Origin of the sequence: Eubacterium album (assembly GCF_025336545.1) — a bacterium.
Lineage (GTDB): Bacteria > Bacillota > Clostridia > Lachnospirales > Lachnospiraceae > Eubacterium_U > Eubacterium_U album.
In genome coordinates, this window is sequence record NZ_JAODBU010000002.1 from 102,051 (window position 1) to 115,668 (window position 13,618).

Here is a 13,618-nt window from a genome sequence, read left to right on the forward strand (position 1 = left end):
TACTCTATTATTATAAATTTGTAAAATACTTTCTATTTATGCATTTATTTTTCAAATGAAATCTCTTCATTTCAAATTTATTTCTATAATTATTTTAGCCATTTTTTCTTTTTATAATAAAAAGAAAGTGTTCCTAAAAGGAACACTTTAAAAATCATAATTATCCTAAAAATTTAAGAACTTCATATTAAGAACAATTGAAAGTACAAAGAATAAAACAATCATAACCTTTGTAATCTTTTCTAATTTTCCTTCCATTGAACGTCCTTTATTCTTTCCCCAGTATGATTCTGCTGCACCACTGATTGCTCCTGTAAGTCCAGCCTGCTTTCCTTCCTGAAGTAGTATTACTACTGTTATAACTACACAGATGATAATGTATATCACTGATAATACTCTTAATAATGTAATCATTTCGAACCTCCTATTAGTATGTATTGCCCCTCCCTTGGGTCAGCGGCTAGTCGTCGGAAACATTTATTGAAAATGAACTTCATTCATTTCGTTTCCTTCTATACCTATTCAAACGCGAATACATAAATATTATCATATTTGTATGCTATTATCAAGTAATTATTCCAATCTTTTCTAATTTTATCATCTAAATTTCTTCCTATTGCTGATTGCCTTCATTCATTAATTCCTGTAAATTACTGATTTCAGTTTCTATTTCTATATTTTCACTTTTGCTTTGTACTATCTCTGTATTTTGTTGTTCTTCTATGGATTCTGTTTCATCAGACTTGGTAGTCTCTATCGTTGTTTCCTGAATAGTTACATCTTCTGTTTCATTTTGTTTGCTATCTGCATTTTTCTTCTTTTTATCAGTCTTTTTATTTTTTGAGTCGTCACTTGCTTTTTTACTTATACTTGAATTTATACTTTTACTTTTTGATTTTGCTGTACCTGTACTTACAGAAGCACTTTTTTCATTCGTCACTACATTACTCTCTGTATTTTTATTTCATTCTGTTTGTTTACTGCCACACTGACTGCAGTAGTTGTTTCCTCCTTTTTATTTTATCTTTTGTTTATTTCCCATTTTTCCCATTTGTTTAGTAGGTATTGTATTGTTTTTCTCATCGTTTGTCAACTTTATTTCTACTTTTATTTATAATTTTTCTTCAATTCTCAATAACTGGTTATATTTTGCTGTTCTTTCACTTCTACATGGTGCCCCTGTTTTTATAAAACCTGTATTAAGCCCTACCGCCAAATCTGCAATAGTTGTATCTTCTGTTTCTCCTGAACGATGTGACATGATAGCTATATATCCATGACTTTGTGCCATTTGCACAGCTTTAATCGTTTCTGTTATACTTCCTATCTGATTTGGTTTTATCAATATTGCATTTGCACATTTCTCTTTTATTCCCTTTTTTAATCTCTCTACATTTGTAACAAATAAATCATCACCGACTAAGTGGATTTTTCTACCTAATTTCTCAGTAATCTTTTTCCATCCATCCCAATCTTCTTCATCTAATGGGTCTTCTATTGAAAATATCGGATATCTGTCAACAATATCACTCCACATATCTATTAATTCATCTGTTGTCAATTCGATTCCTTTTTTAGGTAATTTGTATTTTCCTGTAACTTCTGCTTTCCATTCTGAAGCTGCTACATCCAAAGATATTTTAAAGTCTTTTTCAGGAATATATCCTGCCTTTTTAACTGCTTCAATAATTAAATCAAGTACTTCCATTTCGTTATTTAAATCCGGTGCAAATCCACCTTCATCACCAACTGCAACAGATAAATTTTTGTCTTTTAATAATTTTTTCAGTGCATGGTAAACTTCTGCACACCATCTCAATCCTTCTTTAAATGTTGTCGCTCCAACAGGTAAAATCATAAATTCCTGCACGTCTATATTATTAGATGAATGAGCACCTCCGTTTAAAATATTCATCATGGGCATAGGCATTTTGCACGCACTTATGCCTCCTGTAAATTTGTAAGTAAAAATATTTAATGCTTTTGCACATGCATTTAAATTAGCCATCGAAACAGCCAATATTGCATTTGCACCTAATTTTGATTTATTATCTGTTCCGTCTTCACTTAACATCATTCTGTCAATTCTTCTTTGATTAAGTGCATTTTGTCCTATAAGCATTTCATTTATTATTGTATTTACGTTTGTTACAGCTTTTTTTACACCGGCTCCTAAATATCTATCTTCACCATCTCTAATCTCCGCTGCTTCAAATTTTCCTGTTGATGCACCGGACGGTACGGTTGCTCTTCCTGTAATCAAATCAGTTTTTGGATTTTCCCCTCTAACCGTAACTTCTGCTTCAACTGTAGGATTTCCACGTGAATCTAAAATTTCTCTTGCTTTTACATTTACAATCTTTAAATATTGTTCCATATTCTCTATCAGATGCATTTTTAGCACCCAATTTCTCCTATATTATTTAATGTTCCGTTAATATATAAAGATTTTTCAATATACTATGCCTCACTATTTTCACTAAGTTCTTACTATTTAGATAACGGTATATATGTCTTTTATATAAAACAAATTTATATAAGTTCTTTGTATAAAACACTGTTATATACATTCTTTATACATAAACAGGGAAACACTATTTTACTAGTGTTTCCCTGTTACTTATTTTTATTCAATTAAGTCAAAGAGTTCTACATTGACCTCTCTATTTATTATTTTACAAGTAATGATTTTCCTGTCATTTCTTTTGGCTGTTCCATTCCCATTAATTCGATTAATGTAGGAACGATGTCTGCTAAGCATCCACCTTCTCTTAATTTATACTTAGGATCAGCATTTACTAAGATAAAAGGTACAGGATTTGTTGTGTGAGCTGTAAATGGTTCGCCTGTTTCATAGTCAACTAACTGCTCAGCATTTCCGTGGTCAGCACAGATAAACATCTGTCCATCAACTTCCTTAATAGCTTCTACTGCTCTGCCTACACATTCATCTACTGCTTCAATAGCCTTGATAGCTGCTGATTCAACACCTGTGTGTCCTACCATGTCAGGATTTGCAAAGTTAATGATAATAACATCATATTTCTGTCCTTTAATTGCGTCTACAAGCTTATCACATACTTCATAAGCACTCATTTCAGGCTTAAGGTCATATGTTGCTACTTCTTTAGGTGAATTTACTAAAATTCTATCTTCTCCCTTATTTGGTTCTTCTACACCACCATTAAAGAAGAATGTAACATGAGCATATTTTTCTGTTTCAGCAATTCTAGCCTGAGTCATGTTATGTGCAGCTAAATATTCACCAAATGTATTTCTAATTTCAACTTTCTTAAATGCGATTAATTTGTTAGGAATTGTAACATCATATTCTGTAAAGCATACAAATACTAAATCTAATCTTTTTCCTCTATCAAATCCATCAAAATCATCTGCACAGAATGCTCTTGTAATCTGACGTGCTCTGTCTGGTCTGAAGTTACAGAAAATAACAGAATCTTTGTCATTTACTGTTGCTACAGGAGCATCATTTTCCATAATTACTGTAGGAATAACAAATTCATCTGTCTTATCTACTGCGTATGAATCTGCAACTGCCTGTACAGGGTCTGTAGCTTTATTTCCTTCTCCCTTTGTAATAGCATCATATGCCTTAACAACTCTATCCCAGTTATTATCTCTATCCATTGCATAGTAACGTCCTGAAATTGAAGCAATCTTTCCAACACCAATTTCAGCCATCTTATCTACTAATTCCTGAACATAATCTTTTCCTGATGCAGGAGGTGTATCTCTACCATCTAAGAATGCATGTACATATACCTTTTCAAGACCAAATTTCTTAGCCATTTCAATTGTTCCATAAATATGTGTATTATGGCTGTGTACACCACCGTCTGATAATAATCCAAAGATGTGTAATGCACTGTTGTTTTTCTTGCAATTTTCCATTGCCTTAACTAACTCTTCATTCTTAAAGAAATCTCCATCCTGAATTTCTTTTGTGATTCTTGTTAATTCCTGGTATACAATTCTTCCTGCACCCATATTTAAATGACCTACTTCAGAATTTCCCATCTGTCCGTCAGGAAGGCCTACTGCCATTCCACTTGCATAACCTTTTACAAAAGGATATTCTGCCATAAGCTTGTCCATTACAGGCTTTTTAGCTTCTGCAACAGCATTTGCTTTTGCATTTTCATTTAATCCATATCCGTCTAAAATCATTAAAACTGTTGGTTTTTTGCTCATTTTTCTCTCCTTAAATTAAACTTTATTTTTCTATTCCCCATGAAATTTCCTGCTTCTTCAAATTAATTGCCACTGCATTCTCACGGGTTCTTTCGCTATTTCCTCTGAAATACAAAATATCGTATCCTTTGAAAATAACATTCATATCATAACCACAGTTACTAACTGTGTTGGTTAACATTTCCTCAGTCTGTTCTTTTGTAATATTAGTCTTTACTTTTGAGTAGCTGCTTGCAGAGCCTACATTCTGCTGCACACAAAAATATATTGGATTTCTCTTAACATTAGAGAATGTATTATTTTTTACATGTATGCCTTCTATTCCGCCACCTGAAATAGCATGTGCTCCACTACTATAAGCTTTCTTACTCTTTAATCCAATTTTGTTAAAAGTATTATTTTCAATGGTTGCATTCTTCCAGTTAAGTATAAATACACCATTGTCAAAAATATTTTTAAATGTATTATTAGTTATTACTACATTTTCGTGATAAACATTTTCACCATTCTTCTGTGAATACTTATGTGTACCAACACCACGTGTAACTCCATCAAATACATTGTTTGTTATTGTTATATTTTTATTATCTGTTCTATCCTGTGCAACCCACACTGCATTAAGGCCATGTGTTTCAGGGTCCGGAGTATCAAGATTAATAGCCTCTTTCATATAATTTTTAGCCCTTGTACTTGCTTTAGAACCTTTAAATGTACAATTTTCAATAACAACATTCTCTACACCTGTTATTTCAAGGAAATGTCCTCCATTCTGATTTTTAAATGTTATTCCTGAAACTTTTACATTTTTATTGTGGGATATTACAATTGTTCCTCCACCTTCAACAAAATTATTGTCAATTGTAGCATTCCCTTTACCTGTTATTGAAATGTTCTTTGCACCACTTACTTTTTTACATGACCCTTTTATCTTGCTTTTTGATGGTGGACATAATGAAAATACATTATTTGATGGTGGATATCCTGCTCCACCAGTTTGATATATATTTTTTAATACAACTCCATTCTTCAACACAACCTGAACATTTGATGGAATATATACAGAATTAGACATTTCGTATGTGCCTTTTTTTATAATAAATTTACCACCGCCTGCTTTTTCTAATTGCTTCATATAATAATTAAAAGCTACTGTATACTTCGTATATTTGTTATAATTAGAATACTTTTTTATTTCTGAAGGAATTGACTTTGTTGTCATTGTTATTGTTTTCTTAGCATATACATTCTTTGCCTGTATATGGGTTACTCCTGTTACACATAGCATAACTGCCAATGTAGACACTAATCTTATAATTATTTTATTTCTTTTCTTCATATTCATATTCCTAACGAATTTTTTGTTTGATATTAAACAAAAGAATTTTAATTTTAAAACTTACTCCTTAAATTTAATATCTGATAATAGTTAATTGTTATTAAATACTCAATCTGTTCTTCAATAAAGGGCTGATGCAATTTTGTTGCAACAACCCTTATTTAAAATCTTATTTATTATAGTTGACAATCTTTCCAAATTCTGCTTTAAGGCTTGCACCACCAACTAAACCACCATCTATGTCAGGTTTAGCAAGTAATTCTGCTGCATTTCCAGCGTTCATTGAACCACCATACTGAATTCTGATAGCTGCTGCTGTTGCATCATCATATACTTCTGCGATACATTCTCTGATTGCTGCACAAATTTCTTCTGCCTGATCAGATGTAGCTGTCTTACCTGTTCCAATAGCCCAGATTGGTTCGTAAGCGATAACTGCTTCCTTAGCCTGGTCTGCTGTTACATTTAAGAATGCAATCTTAATCTGCTGACGGATGAAATCAACTGCAACACCCTGTTCTCTCTGTTCAAGAGTTTCACCACAGCAAATAATAGGTGTAATACCATGTTCAAAAGCTTTTAATACTTTCTTATTTACTGTTGCATCTGTTTCTGCGAAATATTCTCTTCTTTCTGAATGTCCGATGATAACATACTTAACTCCAACATCTGTTAACATGTTAGGAGCTATTTCTCCTGTATATGCACCACTTTCTTCAAAATACATATTTTCAGCACCGATGTTGATGTTTGAACCCTTTGCTGCTTCCATAGCCGGTACTATTGAAATAGCTGGTACACAAAATACTACATCTACATCTTCATTAGCTACTAAAGGTTTTAATTCATTGATTAAAGCAACTGCCTCACTAGGAGTTTTGTTCATTTTCCAGTTACCTGCGATAATTTTCTTTCTCATAATTATATAATCTCCTCTATATTTAAGACATATCAGTTAAAAGCATATTAAGCCTTTAACTGCTGATGATGCCTTATATAATATTGTATATCCTACTTATCGTTTGCTGCTGCAACACCTGGTAATTCCTTACCTTCGAGGAATTCAAGAGAAGCTCCACCACCTGTTGAAATATGTGACATCTTATCACCAAATCCTAACTGGTTAGCTGCCGCTGCTGAATCACCACCACCGATGATTGTTGTAGCATCTTTAAGATCTGCCATAGCTTTAGCAATTGCAATTGTACCATTAGCAAAGTTAGGCATTTCGAAACATCCCATTGGTCCGTTCCATACAACTGTCTTAGCTCCTTTAATAGCATTAGCAAATAATTCTGCTGTCTTTGGTCCGATATCTAAACCTTCCATATCAGCTGGGATTTCTCCACGTCCTACAACCTTGAAGTTGCAGTCATTTGAGAAGTTATCTCCAACTACTGTATCGACAGGGATTAATAACTTAACACCCTTTTCTTCAGCTTTCTTCATCATGTTTACAGCATATTCTTTGTAATCTTCTTCAAGAAGTGATTTACCTACTTCTTCACCAAGACCAGCCATGAATGTGTATGCCATACCACCACCGATGATTAATGTATCAACCTTTTCAAGAAGGTTTTCAATAACTGAAATCTTTGATGAAACTTTTGCTCCACCAAGGATAGCTACGAATGGTCTTTCCGGATTGTTAACTGCGTTTCCAAGGAAATCGATTTCCTTCTGCATTAAGTATCCTACAACTGCTGTGTCAACAAATTTTGTTACACCAACGTTTGAACAATGTGCTCTGTGAGCTGTTCCGAACGCATCATTTACAAATACATCACAAAGTGAAGCTAATTCCTTGCTGAATTCTTCTCCGTTCTTTGTTTCTTCTGCACGATAACGTGTGTTTTCAAGAAGAATAACCTCTCCGTCTTTCATTGCTTCAACTGCAGCCTTAGCATTTGGTCCTACTACTTCAGGATCTGCTGCGAATTTAACTTCCTGTCCTAATAATTCTGAAAGTCTTACTGCAACTGGTGCTAATGATAATTCCGGCTTTGGTTCTCCCTTTGGCTTTCCAAGATGTGAGCAAAGGATTACCTTTCCACCATCAGCTATTAATTTCTTTATTGTTGGCAAAGCTGCTACTAAACGGTTTTCGTCTGTGATTTTTCCATCCTGTAATGGTACGTTGAAGTCACAACGAACTAACACTCTCTGTCCTTTTACATTGATATCATCTACTGATTTCTTATTAAGCATTATATGTGCTCCTTTCATTTAAGCGCGTCATACGCGTAGTCTCATAAATCCCGGAATCAGTATAAACTTTATTCCAAGATTATATGCGCCCATGAAATGTACATCCATATAGATGTGACATTCATATTATCAGCGCAATATAAAAGGGTCCGGTCCAATTAAGACCGGACCCTTATGGATCTTATTTAAAGATTTCTTATTTATTATGCTAATTCTGAGAAGTATTTGATTGTTCTAACCATCTGGCTTGTGTATGAGTTTTCATTGTCATACCATGAAACAACCTGTACTTCATAAGTATCATCATCAACCTTTGATACCATTGTCTGTGTAGCATCAAATAATGAACCATATCTCATTCCAACGATATCGCTTGATACGATTTCGTCTTCATTGTATCCGTAAGATTCGTTTGAAGCTGCCTTCATAGCTGCATTGATACCTTCAACTGTGATATCTTTTCCTTTAACTACAGCTGTAAGAACTGTTGTAGAACCTGTTGGAACTGGAACTCTCTGTGCAGAACCGATTAATTTTCCGTTTAATTCTGGAATAACTAATCCGATAGCTTTAGCAGCACCTGTTGAGTTAGGTACGATATTAACTGCTGCAGCTCTTGATCTTCTTAAATCACCTTTTCTCTGTGGTCCGTCAAGAGTCATCTGGTCACCTGTGTAAGCATGAATTGTTAACATGATACCACTCTGGATTGGAGCGTACTTGTTAAGTGCATCAGCCATAGGTGCTAAGCAGTTTGTTGTACATGAAGCAGCTGAAATGATTGTATCATCTGCCTTTAATGTTTCGTGGTTTGTATTGTAAACGATTGTTGGAAGATCGTTTCCAGCTGGAGCTGAAATAACAACCTTACGAGCACCAGCATCGATATGAGCCTGTGCTTTAGCCTTAGATGTATAGAAACCTGTACATTCTAATACTACGTCTACTTTTAATTCGCCCCAAGGACACTTTGAAGCATCAGCTTCTGCGTAAATCTTGATTTCTTTTCCATCAACGATGATTGAATCATCTGTAGCTGAAACTGTTTCAGCCTTGTCATATTTACCCTGTGATGAATCATACTTTAATAAGTGAGCTAACATCTTAGGACTTGTTAAGTCATTGATAGCTACTACTTCATAACCTTCTGCTCCAAACATCTGTCTGAAAGCAAGACGTCCGATACGTCCAAAACCGTTAATTGCAACTTTAACTGACATTTAATTGTCCTCCTATTAAATAAGATATATTTTGTTAATTAATATTAACCTATTGATTATTCTACATAAATACTTTCCAAATATCAAGAAGTTTTTTGCATTTTTCTCATATTTTGTTAATTTTTTGACAAATAAAACGTTTTTACTTTTATCTTCTCATTAATATAGTAATTTTCAGCAAAATTTGTTATATTCTACTCATAATTTTTTTCTTTGCTAATTTGTAATTATTTCAGATTCAGGTATAAATATATATAACAAACGATAGGAAGTTTTTCGCAATTTTGCGAGCATAGTGTAAATAAAAAAGTAATGTTTGAGCCTTTAGGCGAGTTTTACTTTTTTATTTATTATAAACGGCGCAGCAAAATAAGAAAAACAACGTGTTTGGAATATATATTTATACCTGAATCTGAAACATTAACAAGTTGCAATACATATTACATAAGGAGAATATACGTTATGTTATCTGATTTTCATGTACATTCTAAATTTTCTGCTGATTCAGATGAGAATTTGGAAAATATAATAAACAAAGCCATAAGTTTAAATATGAAAGATATTTGCATCACTGACCACCAGGACTGGTACTGGCCTGTCCCGGGTGAATCATTTGATATAGATACTGATTCATATTTTAATGAATTAAACATATTAAAAGATAAATACTCTTCAAAAATCAATCTTCATATTGGAGTTGAGCTTGGCATTACATGCGACAACTACAAAAAAAATGCTGATTTTTTAAAATCATATCCATTTGAATATGTCATTGGCTCCTGTCATATTGTAGACAACATGGACCCATATTATTCTGAATTTTGGGAAAATCGTAATGAAGCTGATGCTTTTAGGACTTATTTTTCAACTTTACTTGATGCATTAAAATTGTTTAATTCATTCAATACATTAGGCCATTTAGACTACATAGTCAGATATGCGCCAAATAAAGATAAAAACTATAATTGTAGTGATTATTTCAACATTGTCGAACAGATATTTAAAGAAATAATTCATAAAAATATTGCTTTAGAAATTAATACCGGTGCACTTGCAAAAGGAATGGATTTTGCAAATCCCCACTTTGATATGCTTTCATTTTATAAAGATCTTGGTGGAAAACTTGTGGCTGTAGGCTCCGATGCCCATATTGCCGGTAATATAGGATTTGGTTTTGACAAAGCCGCACAACTTATAGAACATTTTAATTTTAAAAATATTAATGAATAACTAAAAAAACTACAAAACTTCATTTAACAATCTGAAGTTTTGTAGTTTTTTCATTTTTATTATAAAGATTAATTTATCCTATTTCACTATTCCATGTTCAAGGAAAAACTGTTTCCATCTTGGCACACATGAAGGCATAAGATGAACCCCATCACTTGTGTACTTAGGATCAAGAGCTCCTGTATCTTTTTTATCAAACACTTCATTTTCATCAAGCCATATTATATCGTATCCGTTTGTAAGTTCCTTAAGTTTCTTATTTCTTTTATCTATTTCCTTATTTTTTATATAAGTTTCTTCTTTGTCTTTCTTTTTTGTCACATGCATAATACTTTGAATAAATATTATTGCATCAGGCTGTTTTTCTCTAATAGTATTTATTACTTTACCATATTGCTCAGCAAATGTATCTGCTGTTCCTGTTCCAATTTCATTTATTCCAAGCATTATATAAATTTTTTCAAATTTATTTTTTTCAAGGGCTTTTTTTACAGTTATTTTTTTCTTTCCTGATTTAACGATTTTTTCATCTAAAATCTTCCATACGGACACACCCTGTTCTGCATAAAATACTGTTTTGTCCCAATTTGCATATAACGATATTGTCTGTGTTCGTGAATCACCTATAAATAATGCCCCATCCAGATAAGATTCGTCTACAGTTACAAAATCACGATGTGCTTTTTCCTCTGTAACGGTTTCTGTCTGAGTTTCTCCCGATTCATCCGTAACTATCTGGATTTCTCCGGTATCATTTTGGATTACTTTTTTCCCTTTATTCTCTTTACTTTCCTGTTCCACTATCTTTTTAGTTTCGTTGTATTTTATTATGTCTTTTGTTCCCAGAAATATTCCAAAAATCACAACAGATACAACCATCACAATCAAGAATCCATATTTATCAAATATAGCCTTTTTATCCATCTGTTTTCTCCTGTTAAAATATAAATATTAACTTAAACCTTAATCCACTAAGAGGTTATTATCATTTTTAAAATCTAAAGTACAAAAACGGATTGCTTGCCGCTGTACTCATTCTATACACACATACCCAGAATATTATAATCAAAATTACTGACGCTACTTTTGTTCTTCTATATTTTTCAAATATCTTCATTGGAATACTTAAACTAAAGATAACTGCAAATACAAAGAATATTCCGTAATGTTTTATTGCATCAACATAATCTAATTTATTTACAAATTCTGTGCTTACATGTGAAATCATTGGGAATAATTTTGCAAAATATAATTTTATGTCTCCCATTTTATCAAGTGCAAATATCATCCAGCTCATCGGAATTATAAATATTATATATAAATGTCCAAGTGCAGGATATTTATCTAATATATTTTTTAATCCAAGCTTTTCTATTGTCAATAATACAAAGAACAACAATCCCCAACATACGAAATTCCAGCTTGCTCCATGCCACAATCCCGTAAGTCCCCATACCACAAACATATTAAATATTGTTCTTGCAAATCCTTTTCTATTACCACCAAGCGGAATATAAACATAATCTCTAAACCAGCTTCCAAGAGTAATATGCCATCTTCTCCAAAATTCAGTAACGGATGTTGATATATATGGATTGTTAAAGTTTCTTGGAATTTTAAATCCCAACATTTTTCCAAGACCTATTGCCATAAGTGAATATCCATAAAAATCAAAGTAAATCTGGAATGTATATGCAAACATCGCAATCCATGCCATTGGAGTTGATATGCTTGCAATTCCGTAAGTCTTGATTGACTCCCAGCACATTCCCATTATATTTGCCAAAAGCATTTTTGATGCAAGACCCATAATAAAAATTCTTATTCCATCCTGCAATAAAAGTAATGATACTTTTCTTTTTCTTATCTGTTTAGCAATGTCCTTATATACAACAATCGGTCCTGCGATAAGTTGCGGAAACATACAAAGATAAACTCCTAAGTTAATATAGTTCTTTTCTGCTTTTGTTTTCTTTGTATAAACATCAATAACATAAGATGCTATCTGGAATGTGTAAAAACTAATTCCAAGTGGTAATGTAAGACTTGTTTCTATTCCCGTAAAAAAAGTAAAATATTTAAACACAAATAAAAACAGGAAGTTATATACTAAAGCTACGATTAATGTTATTTTGTCATAATTATTTTTTTCTTCTCCATTATGTTCAAGTATCTGATTATCATATTGAAATTTTCTGATAAAAATAGCTGCAAAATAATTTACTGTCAGCGATAATAAAATTAATGGAACATATTTCATTTCACCGACTGCATAAAATATTAAGCTTGCGATAAATAAACATATATTTTTAAACTTCATTGGTACTAAAAAATATATCAATATCACTATCGGTAAAAAATAAAATATAAACTGATTACTGCAAAATAACATCTCTTCCTCCGCCTGTGTCATACACAATTATTTTATAACTGTGACTTTATATAATTATAAATATTTTCGTAAGTTTCTTCTGTATAATGAAGTCCATCCTGAGTTTCAAATCCGATGGCATTCAAATAACTGTTTGTGTCTATTACAATGACATTTTCATCTAATCTGTCTATGATTTCCTGATTAAAATAATCTATGTCATCATTCTTAATGTGATAACCACTATATGTCTCCTGTTCTTCATCTACAGGATTTACAAGCATATAATAAATCTGACAATCAAATGTCTGTGACATTTCATTTATTTTATCTACGTATTTGTCGATGTTTACTAAGTCATTAACTCCTAATCCTATAATTAATGCTGTATTATCATCAATCTCATACTTTATATTATTCATCTGGTTTATCAAATAGTCGTATCCTTCACCAACTTCACAAATAAACACATCTTCATCTGTCGCATTTGCTTTTTCCATTCCCTTATATCTGGAATCTCCTACAAACAAATATTTTCCATATTCTCTTTTTGTTCTTGTAGTTTCATTTTCACTATCATGTCTGTTTGCTTTTCTATACTTACTTTTGTAAGTTTGTGCCTCAGGTACATTTTCATGTATATTATCTGCTAATGATTTAATCATTTTAGATTCAAGCCCAAATCCTGCTCCTTCTACACAAATAATAATAGCTGCTATGATAGCAATCATTATCGTGCCTAAAACTATACTTGTCCTATTGTTTTTCTTATTATTCATCATTTTCATATTATCTTTCCTCTTACTAACCAGCATTATTGTAATCTGACTTTTCTTTAAGTAATGTTATTTAAGGCCAATAATTTTCGTAATAGCCATAGCCATTCTATCATATAAACAACAAAAAACAACAGATTTTGACAAAGTTAATCTTTATTTAATAAATTTCGGACTTATGTAATATTTAGGTAACAAAGTTATTACATTTTTCTCTGTTTCATTATATTTATTTGATATTTTATGATATAGTTTTACTGTTTTA

Annotated in this window: 12 protein-coding genes; 1 reads left to right on the top strand and 11 read right to left on the bottom strand. The window is 32.1% G+C overall.

From position 1 onward, the window contains the following. Positions 1-165: 165 nt before the first annotated feature. The 8 genes from secG to gap form a co-directional block, all read right to left on the bottom strand. Complete coding sequence (gene secG / locus N5B56_RS00680) at positions 166-414, bottom strand: preprotein translocase subunit SecG (RefSeq protein ID WP_022089294.1); 249 nt, start codon at positions 412-414, stop codon at positions 166-168. 199 nt (positions 415-613) lie between these two features. Beyond that, positions 614-940, bottom strand: a complete 327-nt coding sequence (locus N5B56_RS00685; protein WP_022089293.1) for a hypothetical protein — start codon at positions 938-940, stop codon at positions 614-616. Between the two features lie 171 nt (positions 941-1,111). Further along, a complete protein-coding gene (eno, locus tag N5B56_RS00690; RefSeq protein WP_243003020.1) occupies positions 1,112-2,395 on the bottom strand; it encodes a phosphopyruvate hydratase in 1,284 nt (427 codons plus the stop codon). Between the two features lie 275 nt (positions 2,396-2,670). After that, positions 2,671-4,212, bottom strand: coding sequence for a 2,3-bisphosphoglycerate-independent phosphoglycerate mutase (gene gpmI, locus N5B56_RS00695; RefSeq protein ID WP_022089291.1), 1,542 nt, complete (start codon positions 4,210-4,212; stop codon positions 2,671-2,673). 22 nt (positions 4,213-4,234) lie between these two features. Continuing rightward, positions 4,235-5,548: a right-handed parallel beta-helix repeat-containing protein gene (locus tag N5B56_RS00700; RefSeq protein WP_022089290.1), complete on the bottom strand. Its 1,314-nt coding sequence runs from the start codon at positions 5,546-5,548 to the stop codon at positions 4,235-4,237. A 169-nt stretch (positions 5,549-5,717) separates the two neighbouring features. Then, entirely contained in the window at positions 5,718-6,470 is a 753-nt protein-coding gene (gene tpiA / locus N5B56_RS00705; protein ID WP_118565794.1) for a triose-phosphate isomerase, read from the bottom strand. An 89-nt stretch (positions 6,471-6,559) separates the two neighbouring features. Beyond that, positions 6,560-7,756: a phosphoglycerate kinase gene (locus tag N5B56_RS00710; protein ID WP_022089288.1), complete on the bottom strand. Its 1,197-nt coding sequence runs from the start codon at positions 7,754-7,756 to the stop codon at positions 6,560-6,562. Positions 7,757-7,959: 203 nt separating this feature from the next. After that, positions 7,960-8,976: a type I glyceraldehyde-3-phosphate dehydrogenase gene (gene gap, locus N5B56_RS00715; protein ID WP_022089287.1), complete on the bottom strand. Its 1,017-nt coding sequence runs from the start codon at positions 8,974-8,976 to the stop codon at positions 7,960-7,962. Positions 8,977-9,438: 462 nt separating this feature from the next. On the opposite strand from gap, the gene N5B56_RS00720 reads away from it, so the two are divergent. Then, on the top strand, positions 9,439-10,206 hold the full coding sequence (locus N5B56_RS00720; RefSeq protein ID WP_260978084.1) for a histidinol-phosphatase HisJ family protein: 768 nt from the start codon (positions 9,439-9,441) through the stop codon (positions 10,204-10,206). A 78-nt stretch (positions 10,207-10,284) separates the two neighbouring features. Here the strand turns inward: N5B56_RS00720 and N5B56_RS00725 are convergent, their stop codons facing one another. The 3 genes from N5B56_RS00725 to N5B56_RS00735 form a co-directional block, all read right to left on the bottom strand. Next, a complete protein-coding gene (locus tag N5B56_RS00725; RefSeq protein WP_260978085.1) occupies positions 10,285-11,130 on the bottom strand; it encodes a GDSL-type esterase/lipase family protein in 846 nt (281 codons plus the stop codon). 67 nt (positions 11,131-11,197) lie between these two features. Continuing rightward, a complete protein-coding gene (locus N5B56_RS00730) occupies positions 11,198-12,598 on the bottom strand; it encodes an MBOAT family O-acyltransferase (protein ID WP_022089284.1) in 1,401 nt (466 codons plus the stop codon). 32 nt (positions 12,599-12,630) lie between these two features. Continuing rightward, a complete protein-coding gene (locus N5B56_RS00735; protein ID WP_158574536.1) occupies positions 12,631-13,365 on the bottom strand; it encodes an SGNH/GDSL hydrolase family protein in 735 nt (244 codons plus the stop codon). Between the last annotated feature and the right edge of the window lie 253 nt (positions 13,366-13,618).